Raw genomic sequence first — 26,017 nt, 5'->3', positions numbered from 1 at the left:
AAACTCTGGTACGATAACGGTATGGATATTAGTGATTTAATTGAGCCGCTAAATAGCGCCCAGCGCGAAGCGGTCTGCAGCGAGTCGAGAGCGCTGCTAGTACTAGCCGGAGCCGGTAGTGGTAAGACGCGAGTCTTAACCCACCGCATCGGTTGGTTGATTCGCACTGCTGAGGCCTCAGCCCACTCTATCTTGGCGGTCACCTTTACCAATAAAGCGGCGAGGGAGATGCGCCAGCGGCTAGAGGGGCTGTTAGAGATGCCGACCAGCTCCCTCTGGATCGGCACCTTTCACGGCATCGCTCATCGCCTGCTGCGTGCCCACTGGCAGGAGGCGAAGTTAAGTCGGGAGTTTCAGATCCTCGATAGTGACGATCAGCTACGGCTCATTAAACGAACTCTGCGCGAGCTTACTATAGATGAGGCGCAGACCCCGCCGAAACAGATGCAGTGGTTTATTAACAGCCAGAAGGATGAGGGCCGCTATCCCGAGTCGATTGAGGCGGGGGGTGACCCCTTTTTACAGCAGGGAGTCGAGATCTATCGCCACTACCAGCGGCTGTGTGAACAGCAGCAGGTGGTCGATTTTGCCGAACTGCTGCTACGAGCCGACGAGCTGTGGCGGCAGAATCCAGAGACCTTGGCCCACTACCAGCGCCGCTTTACCCACCTATTGGTCGATGAGTTTCAGGATACCAATACGATTCAGTACCGCTGGCTACAGCGACTGGCTGGGGAGTCGCTTGGCATCTTCGCGGTGGGGGATGATGACCAGTCGATCTACGGCTGGCGCGGGGCTAAAATCGAAAATATCCACCGTTTTCAGCACGAATTTGCGCCGTGTGAACTGGTGCGGCTAGAGCAGAACTACCGCTCTAGTGGCCATATTCTCGCTGCGGCTAACCATCTGATTGCCCATAATAGCGAGCGGCTGGGGAAAAATCTCTGGACAGCCGATAGCGAGGGGGAGCCGCTACAGCTCTACAGCGCCTTTAATGAGCAGGAGGAGGCGCGATATATTACCGAACGAATTGAGCAGTGGCTGCAACAGGGGATTGCACGCGATGAGATTGCGATTCTCTATCGCTCTAACGCGCAGTCGCGGGTACTGGAGGAGGCGCTACTGATGGCCGCCATCCCCTACCGTATCTACGGCGGAATGCGCTTTTTTGAGCGGGCGGAGATTAAGGATGCCCTAGCCTACCTCCGTTTAGGGAGCAACCCCCATGACGATAGCGCCTTTGAGCGGGTGGTCAACCAGCCGCCTCGTGGCATTGGAGCTAAAACGATCGAGCAGCTACGAGCGCGGGCGCGTAGCGAACAGATCAGCCTATGGCGGGCGACAGAGAGGCTACTAGCACAAGAGAGCCTCCCCGCCCGAGCGGCTAACGCCCTGCGCAGTTTTATGGCACTCATTCAGGCACTGCCACGACAAGAGCTGCCCTTTGACCATTTAGGGCAGCGGGTAAGGGCAGTGGTCGAACAGAGCGGGTTAATCGACTACTTTAGCCGTGAGAAGGGGGAGAGGGGGCGCAGCCGGCTAGAGAATCTGGATGAGCTAGCGGTCGCGGCGCAGCAGTTTCTCCCCGAAGAGGCGGGTGATGAGTTTACCCCCTTACAGCAGTTTCTAGCCCACGCCGCCCTAGAGGCGGGCGAGGGGCAGGCCGATGAGTGGCAGAGTTCAGTTCAGTTAATGACGCTCCACTCGGCTAAAGGGTTAGAGTTTCCCTGTGTGGTGCTAGCCGGTATGGAGGAGGGGCTCTTTCCACACCAAATGGCGCTCAAAGAGCTGGGGAGAGTCGAGGAGGAGCGGCGACTCTGCTATGTCGGCATGACCCGAGCGCGGCAGCAGCTACTGCTCACCTGGGCTGAACAGCGGCGGCTCTTCGGTGAACTGCGACTCAATCGGCTCTCCCGCTTTGTCTATGAGATTCCGGCCGAGCGACTACAGGAGATCCGGCTTCGTGGTGAGGTGAGCCGGCCACGGCTCTTTTCTCAAGCGGGAGAAGAGGAGGCGTGGCAGATGGGAGAGCGACTGCGGCACGCCAAATTTGGTGTGGGGGTCGTGGTTCAAGCTGAGGGGAGCGGCGCTAAACTGCGGCTGCAAGTGGCGTTTGAGAGTGGTGAGGTAAAGTGGCTGATGGCGTCGATGGCCAGACTAGAGCGGCTAGATGATTTTGCTTAAAAAGTGGCCGGTATGGGAGTGTGCCATCGCCGCGATCTGTTCTGGCGTGCCGGTGGCGATAATCTCCCCCCCGCGGTATCCCCCCTCAGGGCCGAGATCGATAATCCAGTCGGCCGTTTTAATCACATCGAGATTATGCTCAATAACGACGATCGTATTGCCGTGGTCGCGCAGACGGTGGAGCACTTGCAGCAGTAGCTGAATATCGTGAAAATGGAGCCCGGTGGTCGGCTCATCAAGAATATAGAGGGTGCGGCCGGTATCCCGTTTAGAGAGCTCGCGGGAGAGCTTCACCCGCTGCGCCTCCCCCCCCGAGAGGGTAGTGGCACTCTGTCCGAGTTTAATATAGGTCAGACCGACATCAATTAGCGTCTGTAGTTTGCGGGCGACCACTGGAATAGGATCAAAAAAATCTCGCGCCTCCTCTACCGTCATCTCCAATACCTGATGAATCGTCCGCCCTTTATAGAGCACCTCTAGCGTTTCGCGGTTATAGCGTTTGCCGTGGCAGATATCGCAGGGGACATAGACATCGGGCAGAAAGTGCATCTCCACTTTGATCATGCCATCGCCTTGGCACGCCTCGCAGCGCCCCCCTTTGACATTAAAGCTAAATCGTCCCGGGGTATAGCCCCTAGCTCTCGCCTCGGGGGTGGCGACAAAGAGTTCACGAATCGGGGTAAAGATGCCGGTATAGGTCGCCGGATTGGAGCGGGGGGTTCGCCCTATCGGACTCTGATCGATATCGACCACCTTATCAAACTGATCCATTCCGCTGACCGATTCGACTGGGGCCGGCTCTTCGCCGCTGCGATTAATCGCCCTAGCCGCATAGCGGTAGAGGGTGTCGTTAATGAGGGTCGATTTACCCGAACCAGAGACGCCGGTAATGCAGCTCATCAAGCCAATCGGCAGCTCTAGGGTTACCCGCTTTAGATTGTTGCCCGTTGCCCCTTTAAGCACCAAGTAGCCCTGAGTCGCCGCTGTGCGCTCAGTAGGCACCGCTATCGCTCTGCGTCCACAGAGGTAGTCGGCGGTGAGGGAGTGGTCACTCGCCATAATCTCCGTCAAGGTGCCACAGGCGACCACTTCACCGCCATGAACGCCAGCACCGGGGCCGATATCGACCACATAGTCGGCGGAGCGAATCGCCTCCTCATCGTGTTCGACCACAATGACGCTGTTACCTATATCGCGCAGATGGAACAGGGTCTGCAATAGCCGCTCGTTATCGCGCTGATGGAGGCCGATAGAGGGCTCATCTAGGACATACATCACCCCGACCAGACCGGCTCCAATTTGGCTAGCGAGCCGAATACGCTGCGACTCGCCGCCAGAGAGAGTGTCGGCACTGCGCGACAGGGTCAGGTAGTCGAGGCCGACATTCACCAAAAACTGTAGTCTAGCGCCAATCTCCTTGACGATTTTAGTGGCGATCTCGCCGCGCCAGCCATCGAGGTGGAGCCGCTCCATCGCCACTAACGCATCACTGACCGCCATCTCACTCATTTGCGGCAGGGTGTGTTGGCCAACAAAGACATTTCTCGCCCCTTGATGGAGGCGACTACCACCACAGTCAGGGCAGAGGCGGTGGCTTAAAAACTTGGCCAGCTCCTCCCGTACCGCGAGAGAGTCGGTGTCGCGGTAACGGCGGCGGATATTGGGAATGACCCCCTCAAAGGGGGCGATTTTACGCTGCTCCCCTAGACGAGCGCTCTGATAGACTAACTCCAACTTCTCCTTGCCGCTGCCAAACAAGACCGCCTGCTGTACTGCATCGGGGAGTTCATTAAAGGGGCTCTCCATATCGAATTGATAGTGGTTAGCGAGTGATTTGAGGAGTTGGTAGTAGTAGCCGTTACGGCGATCCCAGCCACGAATTGCGCCAGCGGCGAGGCTTAGATCGGGGTTAACGACGATTTTAGCCGGATCAAAGAACTGCTCATGGCCCAAACCATCACAGGTAGGGCAGGCACCGGCAGGGTTATTAAACGAAAAGAGTCGTGGCTCTAATTCGGTCAGAGAGTAGTGACAGTGGGGACAGGCGTAGCGGGCGGAGAAGAGTCGCTCTTCAATGGCGTGATCGGCGCTATGATCGAGCGGGGCTAGCAGGACGACGCCATCGGCTAACTCTAATGCCGTCTCTAATGAGTCGGCGAGCCGAGTCTGAATATCGGGGCGAATTTTGAACCGATCGACCACCACCTCAATGGTATGCTTCTTTCGCAGCGCCAGTTTAGGGGGATCGTCTAGCTCACACAGCTCGCCATTCATTCGTGCCCGTACAAAGCCGCGTGCCCGTAGCTGCTCTAATAGCTGCGCATGCTCCCCCTTGCGCTCTTTGACCACCGGCGCTAATAGCGCGACCCGACTCCCGTCGGGCAGGGCTAAAATCTCATCGACCATCTCACTGACGGTTTGAGCCCTTAGCGGCTGCTGGTGCTCTGGGCAGCGTGGCTCACCGGTGCGTGCAAATAGTAGCCGCAGATAGTCGTAGATTTCAGTGACAGTGCCGACAGTGGAGCGGGGGTTGTGAGAGGTCGATTTCTGCTCAATCGAAATCGCTGGCGAGAGCCCTGCAATATGGTCAACATCGGGTTTCTCCATTATCGATAGAAATTGTCGCGCGTAGGCGGAGAGCGACTCGACATAGCGTCGCTGTCCTTCGGCATAGAGGGTATCAAACGCTAACGACGACTTGCCGGAGCCGGAGAGGCCAGTTATCACAATCAGTTGATTGCGCGGCAGTTCGAGGGTGATGTTTTTCAGGTTGTGGGTGCGGGCACCCTCAATGCGAATCGAATCCATTGGCTTAATCCGTCAAGAAAACAGGCAATGGTACGCTGAGTAGCCGGTAGTGGCAAATTTAAGTGGATCAATTTTTTTGGAAGAGGGTAACCTGAGATGGTTTTAAGTGGCACGCTTGTTGCTTTTACAGGGTAGGCCTGTCAAAAGTTTGACTATACGAGTGAGTGATTAGTGACTTAATTTAATGATAAATCTTAACAGGGTAGAACCGATGAGACAGAGATACACCACCACTGCTGCTGTGCTGATGCTCAGCACCACAGCGCTACCGCTGCAGAGCGGTACCCTGATGCCGACGACGGTCACACCGGAAGAGAGTGTGATCTATCCGGCACCCGTGCCACAAAATTCGAGCGAAATTACCCTCACTCCGGTGCCGCTGAATCAGACGCCGGAGCTGCAACCGCTACAACCACAGACGCCTCTGCCGACAATCAACGATGTTATGGGGGGCGTGGTAGAAGAGTCGCTCATCGCCGAGCAGATGATCGATAGTGAGCAGATGTTAATTACCTCTACTCGACAGTGGAGTGCCATCGCTAAGCGGGCGGCTAGTGATATTTTAGCAGCGATCGATCCGGAGGTCGATCCGGTCTATCTAGAGCCGGTCGATGGTGCATCGCCCCCTTTTTTACACGCCTACCAAGATTTTTTAATTGCCCATTTAGTCGATCAGGGGGGGATTGTGGCCTCGAATAGCCGCTCGGTGGCGACGATTAAAATTGCCTACGCCTCCCAAATTGTGGTGCATAAAAATGGCTGCTGTACCCCACCGGAAGTGACAGAGGTGGTCATTACCACCCGCTTGGTGAAGGGGCGGCGGATTTTGATGTCCTCCTCCAGACCGTTTCAGTTCTATTTGAACGATTCGTCGATGTATATTAACGATGTCGAAGCGTTTATGGTGGAGAATAACCTCACTCCTAACCGCCGTTACGGCGTTAGCCGTTAAGTTATCGGAGTTAAATGATGTCTAGTTATCCCCCTTTTAGTGCCGCACTACCGCTAACAGTCGTTGTCGCCGCGCTTAGCGTCAGCGGCTGTCTGGTCCCACAGAAGCAGCCGTTTCCCGATGGTACGATTGCGACAATTGCCACCCCGACGCTGGCGGTGCCGGCGGCCACAGCCTCAGTACCGGTTAGCTCACTAGTGACTCCGGTAGGGCAATTGCGTCAGGCGACGGGGTGTGGCCTACCAGGGCAGCCCTCGCAGCCGCTAGTTAGCTACAAGGGACCGGCGAATAATCGCTGCCAAAGCGGCAGTGGTAGCTACTCGACCCACGGCTGTTATAACAGCGTTAGCACTATCCCTAGCTATCGCTCAGTGACCGCCTGCGCCCCCGTCACCGCCGTGCAGGGGGTTAACTGTAGTGCGCCGCCCTGTGCACCGAGAGTGACAACCACGCCAATGCCAACGCCAGCGGTGACTAGTCCGGCTGCCGATGGCTGCGGGCCACAGAGTCACTGTCGTCCAGCAACCGGCCAATATCAGTGGAAAAGTGGCTGCTGCTAACTGTGTCAATTTGAGGTCAGAACGATGAACCACCCTAACGCAACCTCCTGTAAATTAATGGGTATGCTCTCTATAGTGCTACTAAATAGCGGCTGTTTGACGATGATGACTCACTCCCCCGCCCCAGGGATGGGGGAGCAGGCAGCGGTCGTGCCGCCGCCCGCGTCGGCTCCTGTGGTGGCGATCACCCAGACCGGCACACCGCAGCCGCAGCTAGGGCCTCAGCTAGCGGTTGCACAAGGGGGGGCAGCTCCGGTGACAGCGATTGAGCAAAATAGGCTAAGTCAGCAGTGGCAAGTCCATCTACCACAGGGGCGTCGTACCGAGGCTGTTGTCGAACAGGCATTTGTCGACAATCGTGACGGTATCAGCTTTGGGGCGGTGATGCGCGAAAGCGGCATTCAGGCGGTGGTTACGCGCCATATTGGCCGCACTTGGGTCTTTAATCCGCAGTTAAACGAACACTACTGGCAGTGTAATTCGCTGGGGGAGTTTGAGGTGCGCGGCATTAACTATTACGAGCGCGAAGAGCCGTTTGATCCGGCAGTCATTGATCATAACCCCCGCCATGCCGGCGGCTCTGCACTAGGACAGCATATTTCGGGGCTCTATAAGGTCGATCCCTATGAGGCGATCTTAACGCCACCGACCCCCGCCTCCATGGTCAAAAAGCCCACTGTCCAGCAGGCCTTTCCACGCGATCAGGGTAATCGCTATCTCGCTGTCATCAAGATCTATCCGGTGACGGTCACTCCCCGCTACCCCGGCGCTGTGGCGGCGATTAATGTGGAACCCCCACCGGCGATGGCCAACGATTTCTGTCGGGTAACCGATAACCTGCCACTCGATCAAGGGAGCTATCTACGCACGGCGGCGCTAGTGGGGCAACACACGCAGCAGTTTATCGACAATCTGCTCGCTAACCACAATCCAGCCGTCGAAGAGGGGGAGAGTATGGTCACTTTCTTTGCCGATTGGAGTGAGTTGCCAAATAAGGTGGCAGAGTTTAACCCGAACTATCAACTGCTTACCTTTGAGGTGCGTAACAGTTTAAGTGAGTACCCTTTAGAGAGTCCGGAGCTGCTATTTAAAGGGGTTGAGCCCTATCTATTAAGTAATGAGCAGCTACAGGAGATATTTATGCTCGGTTTTCAGGATGTGCGTATTCGACAATCATTACAAATTCAGGTAGATAGCTTAATTGGATCAATTCAAAATCAGGTAGTTAGTAGTGATGTTGCCTTTACGCCACCTCTTAGAATGGCTCTATTACCGGGGGAGAAGAGTTTTTTGGTCAAGGGGCTCCACCCCGACTATATCGCCCGCACCTTCACCCTAGAGCTTAATGGCAGTGAGCAGCACTCAACCCTCTATCTCGATCCGATTGGGGCGATTCAGCGCAGTGTCGAGTTGAAGGAGAGTGCTCGGGCGGTGATTCGGTAGCCGCTTTTCGCAAGCTTATGGCGGTGTTAGGTTTGCTGCAATTGGCTGATGAGTGGCTAACGGTGCGACAACTGCGTAACCAGATGGTACATGAGTCTATCGAAAAAACCCGAAAATTAACCGACAGTTACAGTTAAATTGTAAAGGAGCGAGAAGATGGAGAGAGCTGTCATAAGCCCTACTCGGCATCTATTGAGTGTGGGTGACTACTATCAAATGGCGATAAATGGTATCTTGCAACCTAATGAGAGAGTTGAGTTGCTTGAGGGGGAGATTTTCGAGATGGCACCGATTGGTAGCTCTCATGCAGGCATGGTGAAGCGGTTGAACTACCTATTTTCAGGAGTGGCGGCTAACCGGTATATCGTGACCGTGCAAGACCCGCTGCGTCTGGACGCCCACTCGGAACCGGAACCCGATCTAATGCTACTGCGCTATCGCGACGATTTTTATAGCCACGCTCACCCCACGGCTGCCGATGTGCTGTTATTAATCGAGGTCGCCGACTCAACCCTGCGCTATGAGCGCGAAGTGAAGCTGCCGCTCTATGCCCAACATGGGGTAAGTGAGGTGTGGATTATCAATCTGGAGGCGGCGCAGTTAGAGTGTTACCGTGAAGTCGATAGCACGCTGAAAAGTTACCGACAGATAGAACGATATGCTGCGGGTCAGATTGCGCCGGTTGCGCTGCCGGAGTCTGCTATTGAGGTTGCGGGGTTGTGGTGAGTGACGCACCTAGTTCAATCGTGGTAAATAAAAAATGATCTGCGAAGTCACAATGGCTCAACTACAACAGATTTCTAGTCGGCTGCAATCTATAGTCCCACAATTACAGGCAATTTATCTGTTTGGTAGTCGTGCTGATGGCAGTGCGCGTAGCGACAGTGATTGGGATCTGGCTATCCTTACACCACGCTCCATTGCACCGGTTGCGTTGTGGTAAATGAGCAATAACCTAGCAATCGATTTGGACGGTGATGTTGACCTGATTCACCTTAATCAAGCATCAACTATATTGCAATTTGAGATAATTTGGCATGGCAAACGCATCTAGCACAAAGAAAATTGCGCGGAGTCCTATTATGAATCTGTGGACAAACGGAACAAGTGGCATAAATGATGGGAAACCAGCGGGATCGAAATGAGAGGATTAGCACTAGAGCTGATTGTGGAGCGCTACCGGTTGGAAGATTATCGCCACTGGCAGGGCGATTGGGAGCTAATTGACGGCATTCCGCTGGCGATGGCACCTTCGCCGGGATTCCGGCATCAGCGCGTGGCGATGAATATCGCGTTTCAGCTACGGCGACTGTTGGATAGTTGCCCACACTGTCAGGTGCTCTATGAGATCGATGTCGAATTTAGCGAGGATACCGTGGTGCGCCCCGACCTGATTGTGATCTGCCATACGCCAGAGGGAGAGCGCATTACCCGCGCACCGGAGTTAATTGTCGAAATTCTCTCTAAAACAACCGCTAACCGTGATGAGTCAACCAAATTGCAGCTCTATGAACGCGAAGGGGTAAGCTATTACGCGATTGTTGCTCCAGAAGCAAAACGAACCAAGCTCTACCGCTTAATTGACGGCGAGTATCGTAAGATTGGCGATTTTTACGCGGAGAGCCAGCCGATTGAACTCTCAAAGTGTGCGTTTACATTCGATTTTAGTAGCGTTTGGCAGTAGTGCGATGAATATGATCCAGCAACAACCGACCCATCACCGCCTGAGTGTGGTGGATTACTACCAGATGGCCGCAGCCGGAATCTTGCGCCGTGAGGATCGGGTTGAACTGATTGAGGGAGAGATTTTTGATATGGCACCGATTGGTAGCTCTCATGCTGGCGTGGTGAATCGCTTGGCGCGCCATTTTTTTCAGTCTGTTGTGCTGCAAGGTGTCGTCACGGTACAAAATCCCTTGTCTCTGGGCGCCCACTCGGAACCGGAACCCGATCTAATGCTGCTGCGCTATCGCGACGATTTTTATAGCCATGCTCACCCCACGGCTGCCGATGTTCTATTATTAATCGAGGTCGCCGACTCAACCCTGCGCTATGACCGCGAAGTGAAACTGCCGCTCTATGCCCAACATGGGGTGAGTGAGGTGTGGATTGTCAATCTGGAGGCGGCGCAGTTAGAGTGTTACCGTGAAGTCGATAGCGCGCTGAAAAGTTACCGACAGATAGAACGATATGCTGCGGGTCAGATTGCGCCGGTTGCGCTGCCGGAGTCTGCTATTGAGGTTGCGGGGTTTGTGGTGAGTGACGCACCTAATTCAATCGTGGTAAATAAAAAATGATCTGCGAAGTCACAATGGCTCAACTACAACAGATTTCTAGTCGGCTGCAATCTATAGTCCCACAATGACAGGCAATTTATCTGTTTGGTAGTCGTGCTGATGGCAGTGCGCGTAGCGACAGTGATTGGGATCTGGCTATCCTTACACCACGCTCCATTGCACCGGTTGCGTTGTGGCAAATGAGCAATAACCTAGCAATCGATGAAGCAACAGTTGCTATAGAGCTAGAATAGTTGTTTTAGAGCGGTAAAGACCATGCAGCCCTGGCATCGGATTTTTGGCTTGTTGTTAAGTGATCTGTTGCAGCGCCAGCTGCGGCTGGATTGTGAAGTGCAGCTTGAGCCTGATATGTCGCTGCAGCAACAATTTTTGGATGTGTTAATCATCCACCGCTCGCCACTATCCCCTCACGAGAGCAAACTGCCAGATGGTTTGAGCCTTAACCATAGCTATTCACTACTCAGCTACAAATCGCACCGGGAACCGCTAACCCTCTGGACGCTGTAGGAGCTGATTGGGCACTATGTCAGCTATCGCAAACAGATGAGTGGCAATACATTGTTACCGGAGAGCGATTTTCAACTCTATGCAGTGAATACCCGCTATCCACAGCAATTGACAAAACAACTTGGCGGACAAATATCGGCAACAGCGCAACCAGGGGTCTATAATCTGTATTGGAGTAGCAATCCTATTCGTATTATTGTGACCACAGAGATTGCCGAACAGCCACACAACGCTTTTTGGCACCTTTTTAGTAATCGTGCGGAGAGGGTGCGTTACGGTTACAGGCAGTGTAGATTGAGTGACAGCAAAATCAGTACTATCGTCTATCAACTACTGCACTACTATATTCAGGAGAACCCGAGCATGAGCTTTACGCTGGAAGATTTTAACCGGGAAGAGATCCCGAAAATTTTGGCCTCACTCAGCGCAGAGGAGCGGTTACAAGGTTTGGCGGCGGAGGAGCGGATTAAAGGACTCTCAAAAGAGGAGTTACAAAAATTACAGCAGACTTTGGCTGTACTATTGACTTCACCTGACAACCATTCTGGTGAGCATTAAAGAGTATGTGGTTAACTAGCTCCATTATTCTGCTTCCAGTTATTTATTGGCTTAAGCAACAGTTATTGTAGCGATAACCGGTCTGTTTCGGGAGAATAGTGATGGCACTGGTGGCAGAAGATAGAGCAGAGATAGGGCAGATGATTCAGCAGGCGCTGGCGCAGCCAAATAGTGATCTAAGTGCCAGTGCTAATTTGCGCTATGAATTGGAGCTGAGAGAGCGTACGATACGGGTTGAAGAGGAGCTAAAGCATCAGCGGGAGTTGATGCAGCAGGGTTTTGCTCAAATGGAGAGGCGTTTTGAGCAGGTGGATAAACGGTTTGAAGAGCAGTGTAATGGCTTTAAAAACGAAATGAGAGAGCTAAGTTGTCGTCATGATCGCCAGTTTATGTGGTTGAGCAGTTTTATTGCGTTTGCGGGTGGGGTAGTCGTGGCGGCGGTTAGGTTGTTGTGATAGTAAAAGATAGAAATAGGTTGTGTGGGGGGGTTATGAAATTATGAAACTGTCTGATGTGTTTAATGTTACTCTGACCCTAATTATACATTACTCTCTTTCACAAGGTGTTTACTATGGCGTTAGCCTGTCATCACGAAAATAATGCTATTAATCCACCAAGGTACCAGATAATGAAACCAATGAGTTCATCAAACCAATATACTTTCAGTTCCTTTCTCTTTGGGTTAGCCGCTTTCGTGTCGATATTTTTAATGATGCCGACAGAGGCTGTTGCTGGCTGTTCATCCGATATTGGTAAAATAGTAATTAATGAAATTAATCACCACAATCAATCCTGCGATTATAGCTATACACATGATGTCTTTGTGGAGCTTCGTGCACTAGATATGTCGATAGTATCTAGTCAAAAGTTTCAGGATTACACAATGACGGTCTGTGCGGTATATCCGCAAGTAGAAGATGACAGTGACAAACCAAGATGTTATTCCGGTAATCCGGTAGTCGGTTATGGCACTGGCAGCAATGGTGCGACAGGAACTAATCCTGAGATCATCTATGAACCAGCTTTAAAGTATAGTAATGCAGAAAACTCCGGCAACGCATGGATTGTGCTCTATGGAGATAGCGGTCAAATCCCCAAGTGCTATCTGGATGTGAATGCGGATCAAGGTAATACATCTCACGGAATGGAACTTGTTTTGTACGACAAACAGGGCGATATTGTCGATTATCATTTAACCGATGATATGGATGATTTTAATGGCATATCTAGTAAGGGTTATGTGGGTAATGGTGGTTGTACCTTTGCCTATGACACAGAATTTAATGGTGCCAATAGCTTTAATGTACAAAAGGTGCCTGATGGAACCGGCTGTTGGCCGGATGGAAACTGGAGCAGTTCGACTTGTATAGGTACACCCACTAAACCGCCCTCCGGAAACTCGGGTACCGAAACTACTAATACTACGAATGATATATTACCATCTGGTACGACCGATGTTCCATTGGTTGTCATTGGTAACGATAGTATGATTAACTCATCTCTCTCCTCTTATACAGATGTCGATGATTTGACCGTTACACCAGGTTCCTCTGCTACTTTTACCCTGAAAATCATCGGTTACTATAGTTTGGCTAATGAAACCGTCAATTTGAGCAGAACGACCAATGAAGCTGGCAGTGCGATACAAATTAACTATATGACTTTGGATGGTACCGCAACAGCAGGAAGTGACTATACTGGAGTCACTGGAAACATCGACAGCTACGCTTCTATAGCCAGTGGCGCAAACAGCACGACCATCACGATTCCTACCAGCACTACAGCATCCATTGGCGAAATTTTTAATATTCTGTTAATTGGTGTTCCCAGTTCTACGACCGCTCCGGCGATTATTCACGATTTTAGTGATAGTGCGACTTTTGCCGATTTAATCCCTCCAGCAGCACCCACTATTGATCTATTGGCGAGCAGCGACACAGGTACCAGCTCTACCGATAATTTAACCAGCGACAATACGCCAACCATTCGGATCAGACTTCAGGGGACTGGAAGTAGTGCACCTGTTGTTGGTGATATTGTTAAACTTTATGACGGTACTACGCTTGTTGGTACAGCAATATTAACCGCTACAAATATTACGAATGGTTATGTTGATATAACCAGCTCACCCCTTAGCAATGGAACACATACCTTCAAATCTACTGTTACGGATCAGGCAGGTAACATCAGCCCTGATTCTGCAACATTGAGCATTACCATTGATACTACTCCACCAACAATATCAATAATCAGCGATAAACCCTCTCTCATGGCCGGTGAAACCGCTACCCTTACCTTCACCCTCAGCGAAGCTAGTACCAATTTTGCCACAGGCGATATCAGCGTCGCCGGCGGTACGCTCTCTAATTTCAGTGGTAGTGGTACAATCTATACCGCAACCTTTACCCCCACTGCGAACAGCACGGCTAATGGTGAGATTAGTGTGGCAACTAATACCTTTAGTGATGCTGCCGAGAATACCAATACGATCGGTGACAGCCTTTCGCTGACAGTTGACACCGCAAGACCAACGATCGCCATCACCAGCTCCGACAGCAGCTTACAGGATGGCGATACACCAACCATCACTTTCACTCTAAGCGAAGCGAGTACTGACTTTACCGCAGACGATATTACCGTTACCGGCGGGACATTGTCTGGATTCAATGGTAGCGGTACGACCTATACCGCCACATTTACCCCCACTGCGAACAGCACGGCTAATGGTGAGATTAGTGTGGCAACTAATACCTTTAGTGATGCTGCCGAGAATACCAATACGATCGGTGACAGCCTTTCGCTGACAGTTGACACCGCAAGACCAACGATCGCCATCACCAGCTCCGACAGCAGCTTACAGGATGGCGATACACCAACCATCACTTTCACTCTAAGCGAAGCGAGTACTGACTTTACCGCAGACGATATTACCGTTACCGGCGGGACATTGTCTGGATTCAATGGTAGCGGTACGACCTATACCGCCATATTTACCCCCACTGCGAACAGCACGGCTAATGGTGAGATTAGTGTGGCAACTAATACCTTTAGTGATGCTGCCGAGAATACCAATGCGATCGGTGACAGCCTTTCGCTGATAGTCGATACGGCTAATCCTTCTATTACCAGCGTTATCTCTAGCTGGGGTAATAGTCTCAGCGCTAGCGAAGATGACAACAATGGTACTATCACTATCAATACAAACGGTGTTGAGGATGACCAAACCGTGACTGTAACCCTCAATGGTAAAACCTACATAGCTATTGTCACAGATAACAGTGCAACTCTCACAGTATCGGCAACCGATTTACAAGCTCTCACCGATGGCAGCAACTACGACATCGTGACCAATGTGAGTGATGCAGCGGGAAATCCGGCACCCACCAACACTACCATGTTCAGTGTTGATGTCACTTCGGCAATTATTGATTTATCATATTCTGATAACAATACTCTTAACTACTCCACATTAACCAACACCCCAGCAACAGCAACCAGCCTCGACAATCCGAACGATCAAGCCATAATCACCGAAAGTAGTGATCAAATCTCATCAATATCACTAACCATTGATCAAACTAAAATTACGGATAATACTAACGAAAAGGTATTATTCGGCTCTGATGCTGCTGGAGTGCTCAATGCTAATATGTTATCAGGTGATGTAAGTAATCTCTCCATTACAATTGACTCCGTAACTGTAGCGATAGATATCGCTGATGATGATAGTAATACTATGACTATTACTAAGAATGGTGGTGGTAGCTTCACTGTAGCAGAGGCACAGTCCGTTATCAGTGCTATCAGCTATCAAAATGATACAGTAACACCCACGCAAGGAGAGCGCACCTTTGAGTTTCGTGTAATAGACTCAGCTAGTAATGAATCGGGTCCTGCTTTGTCAACCATTACCATCGATACCACGCCACCTACGGCTCCAACAGTTGATAAATTATATACCAATAATCTCACACCCACTATTACCGGAACCACCGGGACAGGGAGTGGTTTGAATGACGGTGAAACAATGAAAGTGACTATCAACAGCAAAACCTATACGGTAGTACCTAATGCTGATGGTAGTTGGTCACTCAACTTAGCAACAACTAACCCCGATGGTGAGGATACTCCTGCGCCAGCATTAACCAGTGGTGTGAGCTATGAAGTAGATGCCGTTGTAACCGATGCTACAGGTAACCTTGCAACAGATACCACGACTAACGAGCTGACCATCGATACTACCCCTCCCGTGATTGATCTCGACCCTTCGACCGACTCATCTGACCACTCCGTACTAACGAATCAACCGAATAATATTATTAGTTTAGATGATAGTGGTGATGCAGCAACTGTTATTGAGGTAAATGGGATTACTGTTCTGACTATTATAACCAGTGGTATTCTCGATAGTGGTGAAAACTTGATTTTTGATAATCAAACTTTAACTGCAAACGGAAGCAGTGGAGTTATCAATGCAACGATTGGTGGTATTGATGTGATTATCACTAATAACAGTGCCGGACAATTTGAGATTCGTGGCAGAGATAGCAATGGTGCTCCCATAACGCTCACAGCCACACAAATTCAGACGATTATTCAAGCTATCAACTATCAACATAGTGGAGCTACTATCACTGATGGTACGCGAACTATTGAATTTGTGGCAACGGATCTGGCGAATAATAACTCTACCCCAGTTAATACAACGATTAAAATTGATACCATTGTCGCCGCGCCTGTGATTACGCCTCAACCTCTTACAACATCGAATCGAACCCCTAGCCTAACCGGCACTTATGACCATAACGATGTGACCGAACTCTCTATTAGCATTACCGATAGTAGCGGTACAATTTTAGGCCCATTTACGCTGTCTAGTCCTGAGCTAACTGTCGATGGTAGTGGTAACTGGACGCTCAATCTTAATGGGCAAACCGATTTGGCCAATGGGACATACCAAGTTGTAGCAACAGCAACCGACGCTGCCGGCAATAGTGCTACTGACAGTAGCTCAGATGAGTTAACAGTTAATGTTATTGATGTGCCGGGGAGCTGTGAAGAGTACTATCAATTATCTGAATATGGTGTTATTACCGAAGCTGGATTTATAAATTGGTCTTCTGAACCTAGAGTTGCCACCATCAATGGAAATAATATTGCACTAATACCGGGTAATACCCCTACACCAAGCGGTAGTGTTACAACTGTTGATAAAATTTTTCCATCGTTTTCTCCTTTGGAATTTCCTGCAACCGGAACCACAGATTTAACGATTAACAGTGCTGCTACTGTCACCTCAGGTAGTTACAGAACTATTACGATTAATACAACCGAGTTAGTGACTTTTGATGCAACAGGTGGTGATATTGTTATCGCTACATTAACTGCTGGGAGTAATAGTAATATTAACCTAACTTCGGGTAATCACTTTATCAATGATGGTAGCATCGGAGCTTCAAGTTCTATCACTAAGTCTGGTAGTGATACTACTTCTATTTATGTGAACTGGTTTTTCCAAATAGGTTCCGATACTAAAATGAATGCTTCTGGCCTCCTTTCGGATATGACTATCTATCTCTATAGCAATGCTTCCTTTAGTTTTGGTGCACAAACTGTATCGCATAGTAGTGCTGATTTTGTTGGCGCTATCTATTCTCCTTATGATAATACGAATGTCAGTTTAGGGGCTGGCACTGATTTTCATGGTGCTATACTCTCAGAGGGACGCAGTGATATTGGTGATGAGGTCGATTTTACTTATTCGGCATCCATGCAGGCGGAACTTCTGGATGCACTTGGATGTCCTGTAGTCAATCATATCCGTATCGAACACGATGGCAGTGGGACACCTAATGACCCTGAAACGATTACAGTCAAGCTCTGTGGTGATGATAGCTGTAGTCCTGACAATCTACTTACTTATCAAAACAGCCTCTCCGTGACTCTATCTGCTACCCCTTCTACGGGTACGGTGACTTGGGATGATGGGGGGGGCGCCATTTTTAACCTGATTGATGGCTCTGGGAGTCGGGCTATGACAGCCTCAGAGGGTATGGTGATTGATTTAAGAGTCGATTCCCTAACTATTGGTATTGGTGGACAAGCTCAAACCTTGCCCACTACTCAGTGTTACGATACAACAGCAGGTGCATTTGACTGTTATCTTGAGATTAGTGCTCAAGGGCCGCACCATTATGGAATATCCCATGCTGGTAACGGTGTGACTTGTGAAGCGGCTACAGTAATGATTACCGCTTATGATTATGATGCCAGTGGCGAACTCGAACTCTATCCTGTCACTACAGATACCCCCATTACCATTAGCGCAACAGCGACCGATGGCACTTTGGATGATAATCTGCCAGCTAGTGTCACCATGTTGGCGGGGAGCGCAACCGTTACTGTGGCAGTTGAACAACGGCAGGAGGCCACCCTAGATTTAGATGTAACCGATGGTCATGCTCAGGAGGATTCTACCAAGGATCCTGCGTTAATATTTAGTGACACACTGATTCAGTTTGTTACCGACAAAAATAGTCCGCCTAATACCACTATTGCCACTCAAGTTGGAGGGCTAGCGACGACAGATAATCTCTATCTACGAGTAGTGAGAAGTGACGCCTCCTCTGGGAGTGCCGTCTGTGTGAGTGGTTTAGAGTCGGGGACGCATCAAATCGATCTGGGGTATCAGTGCATCGAACCGGCGACCTGCCCCGATACGCTTAGCGCTAATCAAGGCGAGCTAGAGTTAACGCCAACAGCTCCCTTTGATAGTGGTAATAGTGAAACTATTCACGCTAATAACAGTGGTTCTACTGCTTATGTTAATAATAATATCGCCTTTGACTTCGATTCGGAGGGTTATGCGCCCTTTAGTTTTCGTTATGATAATGTTGGTAAGATAAAGCTATTTGTAAAAAACTATGACTATCTTGGTACAACAATTAATGGCAGCGAATCGAACGCATTTGTTGTCAAGCCACACTCACTTAGCCTTAGCGGCAGTGGCACCACCCCGTATAAAGCAGGTGAGGGGGGGGGTGTTACGCTGACCGCATTATTAGCAGATGGAACTGCCGCCACACAATTTGGTAAGGAGAGTTCACCCCAGTTACGCTTCGGTTATGAGACGAATGAGTTAGAAGATGGTGAGCTTACAATTACAGTAAGTAGCACTACCGCCAATCCAATTGATGAGAGTCAGATAGCTACTTTCAATATGGGCAGTGGCAGCTATACTGAGGGTGCTTTGACGGCAAATGTTAATTGGAATGAGTCTGGCCTATTTGATTTAATGGCGACGGTTCCCGACTACCTTGGCACGGGTGAGCTGGTTGTGGAAAGCTCTCTACAGTTTATTCCCTACGCCTTTAAGCTAGCGATTTTAGGGCATGGTGCTTTGGAAAATACCCATACAACCTCATCCTCTCCGTTTACCTATGTCGGTGAAACTTTCGGTTTCGAGAGTTTGCCACAATTCACCATAACCGCTACGGCTCTCGGTGAGACAACAACAACTAACTACGCTGGTAGCTGGGATGATAAGATCGGCGGCTCAGCTCCCATCGCCTTAGCTGTTTTAACGGGAACGGATAATGGTCATACATGGACGCTTGAGAGTGCTGAGTATCAACCGGGTCCTTTTAGTGCTGGAATATCGACAGCAACGCTTCTTTCGGCAGAGGTAGAGTATACGCCGCTTGTATCGCCTGTGGTTCCCTTTGTCGCTAACATCGATCCAGCATGGTCATTCACCGTAACCGATAAGAGCTACTCTACTATTACTGCAACACAAACATTAACCTTTGACAACCTTATCGGGAATAATCTACGCTATGGCCGTGCGACATTAAGTGATACTTATGGTAATGAAACAGAGACTCAATCGATGCTCTTTAATGTAGAGTATTTTGATAATGATGGTAATTGGATAGTTAATGAGGACGATACAACAACAACTATTACGGTGAATGGCGGTATAAGCTGTTCTGTCGCCGATAAAGATAGTGATTCAACACCAGATTTTACCTGTTCTGTTGATGGAGCTGTGTCAGATCTAAAAATTCTCGATCCTGAAGAGTCAATTCCGGCTGAAGCAGGGGTAACCCCACAAGAGGTGATTACCTTAGATCCAAAGGATGCAGGTATTGTTGGCGAAGCTACCCTATCGTTGACTGGACCAGATTACCTCCGTTTTGATTGGGATAATGACGGCAATTTGATTTATGACTCCGCCACAGCCACCTTCGGCATCTACCGCGGTGACGATCGCTTCTACTACTGGAGAGAAGAGCGATAGGGCGGTTATCCGGCTATAAAACAGCGTGAAAACCGACCATTACCTCTATCGCCTCTTCAGCCACTACCCAGAGGCACTGTTTGAGCTCACCGGGCAAACTACGCCCGACTGCCACTACCATCTCCACGCCGAAGAGGTCAAACAGACCAGTATGCGACTCGATGGTATCCTCACGCCCGATAGCCTCGATGCGCCGCTCCTCTTTTTGGAGAACCAGTTCTATCGCGATAGCGACTTCTACGCCCGTTGGTTCGCCTCGATTATGCTATGCTTCAAACAGCAGCGATACCAAGGTCACTGGCAGGCGGTGGTTATCTACCCCGACAGCCGTTTTGATGCCGGTCTGGATAGCGTCTATCAACCCTTTGAAACGGCTGGCGTGCTGCATCGGCTCTACCTGGAGGAGATTTTAGCGCCGGCGGCGACCGAATCGACGACGCACCGCAGCGCCGAGACGCTGTTTATCTTGCAACTGCTGTCACTGCTTAGTGTCGATACGACCGATCAGCAGCGATTAGCCGTTCAATCTCAGGGAGTACTGCAAAACTTTAAACCAACCCCTAAAATCAGCCGCATTGACGCTATCGACTTTGTCGAAACGCTGCTTATCTATAAATTACCCGACTTTGACCGAGAGGAGATTCGAGCCATGTTACAGATACCGACAACCGATCTACGCCATACCCGCTTCTATAAAGAGGTTTATGATGAAGGGAGTTCTGATGGCCGCACTGAAGCGTTAATCGATACCTCTATCCTGTTACTTCAACACCGTTTTGGTGACCTTGATGGGCACCAGCAGCAGAAGATTAGCTCACTAAGCTACGAGCAGCTAAGAGAGCTCACCCAATCACTACTCGATTTTAATAGCTTGGATGAGCTGAACGAGTGGTTAGCGGTGAAACGACAGTAAGGGTCGAAGCGGCTGAGAAGACAGATCAAACAGCCCTATGATAGCTTCCGACCTCTACTGCTATGGCGCGAAGAGTGATAACCGTCGGCAATGAAAACCGATCACTACCTCTATCGCCTCTTTAGCCACTGCCCAGAGGCACTGTTTGAGCTCACCGGGCAAACTGCGCCCGACTGCCACTACCATCTCCACGCCGAAGAGATCAAACAGACCAGTATGCGACTCGATGGTATCCTCACGCCCGATAGCCTCGATGCGCCGCTCCTCTTTTTGGAGAACCAGTTCTATCGCGATAGCGACTTCTACGCCCGTTGGTTTGCCTCGATTATGCTATGCTTCAAACAGCAGCGATACCAAGGTCACTGGCAGGCGGTGGTTATCTACCCCGACAGCCGTTTTGATGCCGGTCTGGATAGCGTCTATCAACCCTTTGAAACGGCTGGCGTGCTGCATCGGCTCTACCTGGAGGAGATTTTAGCGCCGGCGACGACCGAATCGACGACGCACCGCAGCGCCGAGACGCTGTTTATCTTGCAACTGCTGTCACTGCTTAGTGTCGATACGACCGATCAGCAGCGATTAGCCGTTCAATCTCAGGGAGTACTGCAAAACTTTAAACCAACCCCTAAAATCAGCCGCATTGACGCTATCGACTTTGTCGAAACGCTGCTTATCTATAAATTACCCGACTTTGACCGAGAGGAGATTCGAGCCATGTTACAGATACCGACAACCGATCTACGCCATACCCGCTTCTATAAAGAGGTTTATGATGAAGGGAGTTCTGATGGGCTTTCCCAAGGCCGCACTGAAGCGTTAATCGATACCTCTATCCTGTTACTTCAACACCGTTTTGGTGACCTTGATGGGCACCAGCAGCAGAAGATTAGCTCACTAAGCTACGAGCAGCTAAAAGAGCTCACCCAATCACTACTCGATTTTAATAGCTTGGATGAGCTGAACGAGTGGTTAGCGGTGAAACGACAGTAAGGGTCGAAGCGGCTGAGAAGACAGATCAAACAGCCCTATGATAGCTTCCGACCTCTACTGCTATGGCGCGAAGAGCGATAACCGTCGGCAATGAAAACCGATCACTACCTCTATCGCCTCTTTAGCCACTGCCCGGAGGCACTGTTTGAACTGACAGGACAACGCGCCCCACAGTGTGACTATCGACTCCATGCCGAAGAGGTGAAACAGACTAACTTGCGGCTTGATGGCATTCTCATCCCCGATAATTCCGAAGCACCGCTACTCTTTTTGGAGAATCAGCTCTACCTTGACAGCGACTTTTATGCCCGCTGGTTTGCCTCCATTATGCTGCGTTTTAAACAAAAGCGCAGCGGCACCCTGTGGCAGGCGGTCGTCATCTATCCTGATAGCCGTTTTGATGCCGGACTGGATACGGAGGATCAACTCTTTGAACAGGCTGGTGTGCTGCATCGGCTCTACTTAGAAGAGATCTTAATCCAAGCGGAGAGCCAAACAGAGGCCAATCGCAGTGCCGATACACTGTTTATCTTGCGACTACTGTCGTTACTTCGTATTGACGCCGCTGAACAACTACAACTAGGACAGCAAGCACAAAACCTGTTGCAACACTTTATCCCAACCCCCAAAATTAACCGAATTGATGCTATCGACTTTATCGAAACGCTGCTTGTCTACAAACTACCAGATCTTAGCCGAGAGGAGATAAGAGCCATGTTACAGATCCCCACTACCGATCTACGCCATACCCGCTTTTTTAAGGAAGTTTATGACGAAGGTCTGTCTAAAGGAATCTCTCAAGGATTTTCTCAAGGGATTTCTCAGGGAGAGGTAAAAGGGCACAATCAGGGATTGCAGGCGGCTATCTTCCGACAGTTGCAGCGACGTTTTGGTGAGTTGAATCAGGCTCAGCGGCAGGCGATTGAGGCGTTAACGGCTGCACAATTGGAGACGCTTACCGAAGCGCTACTTGACTTTAGCGATATCAATGAGCTGAATGATTGGCTCGGACAGCAATCGCTATAGCGCAGATAGGTTATCCTCTTGGTTCGATTGATTGGGAGTAGTACATTAATGCCAATTGGTTCGAATAGAGAAACAGCACCAAAACCAACCACGACCTCCTAGCCACCGAAATATTACCATTATTGTACTAAAAAGATGAAAGAGCGCTACATTAATCTGTTTACCGACTTTGGGTTTAAAAAGATCTTTGGTGAGGAGGCGAGCAAACCGAATTTAATCAGCTTTTTAAATACCCTACTACCGAAGAAGCACCATATCGCCGACCTAACATTTAGCAAAAATGAGCAGGCGGGAGGAAGTGTATTAGATCGCAAAGCGATATTTGATCTTAACTGCATTAGTGACAGAGGAGATCACTTCATCGTTGAACTGCAAAAAGCGAAGCAGAACTACTTTAAAGATCGCAGCCTGTTTTACGCGACCTTTCCGATTCAGCAGCAGGCACAGAGAGGCAATTGGGACTTTAAATTAACAGCGGTTTACACCATTGGGATTCTCGATTTCCTTTTTAGTGAAGATAAAGCCGATAAAAAAGAGAAGAACCGGGTTATACACCAAGTTAAACTCAAAGATCAGCGTAATAAGGTTTTTTATGATAAATTGACCTTCATCTATTTAACGCTACCGAACTTCAAAAAAACAGCAGATGAACTAGAGACACTGCAAGATAAATGGTTCTATCTGTTTCGGCATCTGCATGAACTTGACGAGATTCCGCCACGATTACGGGAAAAGGTGTTTGAGCGCTTGTTTGAACAGGCAAAAATTGCCCGTTTTGAACCTGAAGAACGAGAGGCGTATGAAAGTAGCCTGAAATACTACCGTGACATAAAAAATGTTATCGATACTGCACATGATGATGGAGTTAAAAAAGGGAAAATTGAAGAGAGATTTAATATCGCAAAGCAGCTTATTCCGCTTATGGCAAATGACGAACAGATTGCGGCTGCGACTGGATTAACCGTTGTAGAGGTTAAGCGATTAAGAACGAGCAGTGACTAAGTGTTGTTACGGATATTCGGTTTGTAGTGGCTATAAGTATTAAGGGTCAGTTTTGGTGCAAAAAAGAGAGTTAAATATGGTTAAAAATAGCCAATTCGGCTTTACTCTGGTCGAGTTAGTCATGGTCATTGTATTAATCGGCATTTTGGCTGCCTATGCGGCACCTAAATTTAACCAAAATGAGTTTAAAGTCGTCGAAAAAGCGCGGGAAGTTGTGGAGGCGATTCGCTATGCTCAGGCACAGGCGATGCAGCATAGTGGGTTTGAGAACTATTACGGGATTAAATTTAGTGGTAATGGCTATCAGGTTGCCACAATGACTAGTGACGGTAATATTGCTTCTGATAATAGTGTCAAAAACTTAACCGGAAGTGGTCTCTATGTCCAAAGCTGGAGTAGCGGTGTTAGTTTGAGCTCGTCAGAGAGCACGATTTTTTTTAATAGCCGTGGTATGCCGCTAAAACCAAATAGCGGTAGCGGTGCAGTGGATGAAATAGATAATGATGTCACCATTACTATTACAATTGGTTCTGTTTCTAAAGCGTTAACACTGTATCAACTAACCGGTTTTGTCGCGCATTGAACTTGCCGTTATGCCGTTCACCCAACAGCCGCTACTCGACCCCAAAAACGATCTAGTTTTTAAAGTGCTGTTTACCACTGCACCGCAGCTACTGTGTGAGCTGATTAATGCGGTGCGGCACCAGTTTCCGTTGATTACCGCTATTACTATCCTTAATCCGGAGATTTACGATGAGGATTTACAGGGCAAATTTATTCAGCTCGATATTTTAGCCGAGGATGAGTTTAAGCGGCGCTATAATATCGAGATGCAGGTGAGGCAGAGCGATCCGTGGAGCCGTCGTAGCAGCTACTATCTGGCCAGAACGCTCACCAGCCAGCTAGAGCCGGGTGACGACTATGCGCTCTTGCAGCCGGTGATAGGTATCCACCTACTCAATTTTAACCTGTTTAACGAGGCGGACTGTAGCGAACAGGCGCACTGGTGTTTTGAGATGCGGGATCGAACCAATCCGGCAGTGCAGCTCGGTGATGAGCTACAGCTGCACCTGATAGAGCTACCGAAAATAGATCGGCTCGCATACGGCGGCAAGGCGCTACGCAGTTGGGTGAAATTTTTCAGACACTGGCAAGAGGAGAGAGAGATTATGTCGGCAGTAGAGTATGAACCGGTACAGCAAGCGATGACGCTATTACGGCATCTAAGTGCTGATGAAAAGACGCGCCGGCGAGCCTTTGTGCGGGAGCGGGCGTTACGGGATGAGCGCTCGGCTCTGGCTGCGGCCACAGCAAAGGGTGTGGCGCAGGGATTAGAGCAGAGATTGATTCGTGAACGGCAGATGATTGCCCGGTTACTAGAACGTAAGTTAGCGCAACCGTTAACCGCGTATCAGCAAGAGCAGCTTGAAAGGTTATCGTTTGAACAGTTGGAGGAGCTGGCCGAAGCGCTGTTTGACTTTGCTAATGGTGACGATTTAGAGCGTTGGTTACAACAGCAGCGGCACTAAAATTAAGTGGCCTCTTCTCCATCTTTCGGGTTACTTGACCCCAAAAATGATTTAGTTTTTAAAGTGCTGTTTACCACCGCGCCGCAGCTACTGCGTGAGCTGATTAATGCAGTGCGGCATCAGTTTCCGTTGATTACCGCTATCACTATCCTTAATCCGGAGATTTACGATGAGGACTTGCAGGGCAAATTTATTCAGCTCGATATTTTAGCCGAGGATGAGTTTAAGCGGCGCTATAATATCGAGATGCAGGTAAGGCAGAGTGATCCGTGGAGCCGTCGCAGCAGCTACTATCTGGCCAGAACGCTCACCGGTCAGCTAGAGCCGGGTGACGACTATGCGCTCTTGCAGCCGGTAATTGGTATCCACCTGCTCAATTTTAACCTGTTTAACGAGGCGGACTGTAGCGAACAGGCGCACTGGTGTTTTGAGATGCGGGATCGAACCAATCCGGCAGTGCAGCTCGGTGATGAGCTGCAGCTGCACCTGATAGAGCTACCGAAAATAGATCGGCTCGCATACGGCGGCAAGGCGCTACGCAGTTGGGTGAAATTTTTCAGACACTGGCAAGAGGAGAGAGAGATTATGTCGGCAGTAGAGTATGAACCGGTACAGCAAGCGATGACGCTATTACGGCAGCTAAGTGCTGATGAAAAGACGCGCCGGCGAGCCTTTGTGCGGGAGCGGGCGCTACGGGATGAGCGCTCGGCTCTGGCTGCGGCTACCGCAAAGGGTGTGGCGCAGGGATTAGAGCAGAGATTGATTCGTGAACGGCAGATAATTGCGCGGCAGCTAGCGCGTAAGTTAGCGCAACCGTTAACCGCGTATCAGCAAGAGCAGCTTGAAAGGTTATCGTTTGAACAGTTGGAGAGGCTGGCCGAAGCGCTGTTTGACTTTGCTAATGGTGATGATTTAGAGCGTTGGTTACAACAGCAGCGGCACTAAAATT

The 26,017-nt window shown here is 49.8% G+C and carries 21 protein-coding genes; 20 read left to right on the top strand and 1 reads right to left on the bottom strand.

Features of this window, described 5'->3' with window-relative positions; translation table 11 throughout:
- Positions 1 to 21 precede the first annotated feature (21 nt).
- Positions 22 to 2,184 carry a DNA helicase II gene (locus D5085_07075; protein QEP42906.1) on the top strand — a complete coding sequence of 721 codons (2,163 nt, stop codon included), beginning with the start codon at positions 22 to 24 and terminating at the stop codon, positions 2,182 to 2,184.
- Here D5085_07075 and uvrA read toward each other — a convergent pair.
- Positions 2,167 to 4,992, bottom strand: a complete 2,826-nt coding sequence (uvrA, locus tag D5085_07070; GenBank protein ID QEP42905.1) for an excinuclease ABC subunit UvrA — start codon at positions 4,990 to 4,992, stop codon at positions 2,167 to 2,169. The genes D5085_07075 and uvrA overlap by 18 nt on opposite strands.
- Positions 4,993 to 5,203: 211 nt before the next feature.
- Between uvrA and D5085_07065 the strand changes: the two genes are divergently transcribed.
- The 19 genes from D5085_07065 (at position 5,204) to D5085_06975 (ending at position 26,013) form a co-directional block, all read left to right on the top strand.
- Entirely contained in the window at positions 5,204 to 5,944 is a 741-nt protein-coding gene (locus D5085_07065) for a hypothetical protein (GenBank protein QEP42904.1), read from the top strand.
- Between the two features lie 17 nt (positions 5,945 to 5,961).
- On the top strand, positions 5,962 to 6,504 hold the full coding sequence (locus D5085_07060; GenBank protein QEP42903.1) for a hypothetical protein: 543 nt from the start codon (positions 5,962 to 5,964) through the stop codon (positions 6,502 to 6,504).
- Between the two features lie 24 nt (positions 6,505 to 6,528).
- Entirely contained in the window at positions 6,529 to 7,947 is a 1,419-nt protein-coding gene (locus D5085_07055) for a hypothetical protein (GenBank protein ID QEP42902.1), read from the top strand.
- Positions 7,948 to 8,103: 156 nt separating this feature from the next.
- Positions 8,104 to 8,673 carry a Uma2 family endonuclease gene (locus D5085_07050; GenBank protein ID QEP42901.1) on the top strand — a complete coding sequence of 190 codons (570 nt, stop codon included), beginning with the start codon at positions 8,104 to 8,106 and terminating at the stop codon, positions 8,671 to 8,673.
- Positions 8,674 to 8,707: 34 nt separating this feature from the next.
- Complete coding sequence (locus D5085_07045; protein QEP42900.1) at positions 8,708 to 8,890, top strand: nucleotidyltransferase domain-containing protein; 183 nt, start codon at positions 8,708 to 8,710, stop codon at positions 8,888 to 8,890.
- A 198-nt stretch (positions 8,891 to 9,088) separates the two neighbouring features.
- Positions 9,089 to 9,631 carry a Uma2 family endonuclease gene (locus tag D5085_07040; GenBank protein QEP42899.1) on the top strand — a complete coding sequence of 181 codons (543 nt, stop codon included), beginning with the start codon at positions 9,089 to 9,091 and terminating at the stop codon, positions 9,629 to 9,631.
- 4 nt (positions 9,632 to 9,635) lie between these two features.
- Positions 9,636 to 10,244: a Uma2 family endonuclease gene (locus tag D5085_07035; protein ID QEP42898.1), complete on the top strand. Its 609-nt coding sequence runs from the start codon at positions 9,636 to 9,638 to the stop codon at positions 10,242 to 10,244.
- A 74-nt stretch (positions 10,245 to 10,318) separates the two neighbouring features.
- Positions 10,319 to 10,477 (top strand): nucleotidyltransferase domain-containing protein, encoded by a 159-nt coding sequence (locus D5085_07030; protein QEP45082.1) that lies wholly within the window; start codon positions 10,319 to 10,321, stop codon positions 10,475 to 10,477.
- A gap of 22 nt (positions 10,478 to 10,499) precedes the next feature.
- Positions 10,500 to 10,751 carry a hypothetical protein gene (locus D5085_07025; protein ID QEP42897.1) on the top strand — a complete coding sequence of 84 codons (252 nt, stop codon included), beginning with the start codon at positions 10,500 to 10,502 and terminating at the stop codon, positions 10,749 to 10,751.
- Positions 10,752 to 10,787: 36 nt separating this feature from the next.
- Positions 10,788 to 11,309 carry a hypothetical protein gene (locus D5085_07020; protein ID QEP42896.1) on the top strand — a complete coding sequence of 174 codons (522 nt, stop codon included), beginning with the start codon at positions 10,788 to 10,790 and terminating at the stop codon, positions 11,307 to 11,309.
- A 101-nt stretch (positions 11,310 to 11,410) separates the two neighbouring features.
- The gene (locus D5085_07015; GenBank protein ID QEP42895.1) at positions 11,411 to 11,764 is read left to right on the top strand and encodes a hypothetical protein; all 354 of its coding nucleotides are present in this window, start codon (positions 11,411 to 11,413) and stop codon (positions 11,762 to 11,764) included.
- Positions 11,765 to 11,880: 116 nt separating this feature from the next.
- Positions 11,881 to 19,608 carry a hypothetical protein gene (locus D5085_07010; GenBank protein QEP42894.1) on the top strand — a complete coding sequence of 2,576 codons (7,728 nt, stop codon included), beginning with the start codon at positions 11,881 to 11,883 and terminating at the stop codon, positions 19,606 to 19,608.
- A gap of 25 nt (positions 19,609 to 19,633) precedes the next feature.
- Positions 19,634 to 20,521 carry a DUF2887 domain-containing protein gene (locus tag D5085_07005; GenBank protein QEP42893.1) on the top strand — a complete coding sequence of 296 codons (888 nt, stop codon included), beginning with the start codon at positions 19,634 to 19,636 and terminating at the stop codon, positions 20,519 to 20,521.
- Positions 20,522 to 20,611: 90 nt separating this feature from the next.
- A complete protein-coding gene (locus tag D5085_07000; protein ID QEP42892.1) occupies positions 20,612 to 21,511 on the top strand; it encodes a DUF2887 domain-containing protein in 900 nt (299 codons plus the stop codon).
- 90 nt (positions 21,512 to 21,601) lie between these two features.
- Positions 21,602 to 22,537, top strand: coding sequence for a DUF2887 domain-containing protein (locus D5085_06995; protein QEP42891.1), 936 nt, complete (start codon positions 21,602 to 21,604; stop codon positions 22,535 to 22,537).
- 135 nt (positions 22,538 to 22,672) lie between these two features.
- Entirely contained in the window at positions 22,673 to 23,539 is an 867-nt protein-coding gene (locus D5085_06990) for an Rpn family recombination-promoting nuclease/putative transposase (protein QEP42890.1), read from the top strand.
- 76 nt (positions 23,540 to 23,615) lie between these two features.
- Positions 23,616 to 24,122 (top strand): type II secretion system protein, encoded by a 507-nt coding sequence (locus D5085_06985; protein QEP42889.1) that lies wholly within the window; start codon positions 23,616 to 23,618, stop codon positions 24,120 to 24,122.
- 10 nt (positions 24,123 to 24,132) lie between these two features.
- Positions 24,133 to 25,068, top strand: a complete 936-nt coding sequence (locus D5085_06980) for an Rpn family recombination-promoting nuclease/putative transposase (GenBank protein ID QEP45081.1) — start codon at positions 24,133 to 24,135, stop codon at positions 25,066 to 25,068.
- A 6-nt stretch (positions 25,069 to 25,074) separates the two neighbouring features.
- Entirely contained in the window at positions 25,075 to 26,013 is a 939-nt protein-coding gene (locus D5085_06975) for an Rpn family recombination-promoting nuclease/putative transposase (GenBank protein ID QEP42888.1), read from the top strand.
- The last annotated feature ends 4 nt before the right edge of the window (positions 26,014 to 26,017 follow it).

The organism is Ectothiorhodospiraceae bacterium BW-2, from assembly GCA_008375315.1.
Classification (GTDB): domain Bacteria; phylum Pseudomonadota; class Gammaproteobacteria; order Thiohalomonadales; family Thiohalomonadaceae; genus BW-2.
Note: the sequence above shows the minus strand (reverse complement) of the source record. Positions and strands in the feature narration are given on the sequence as shown.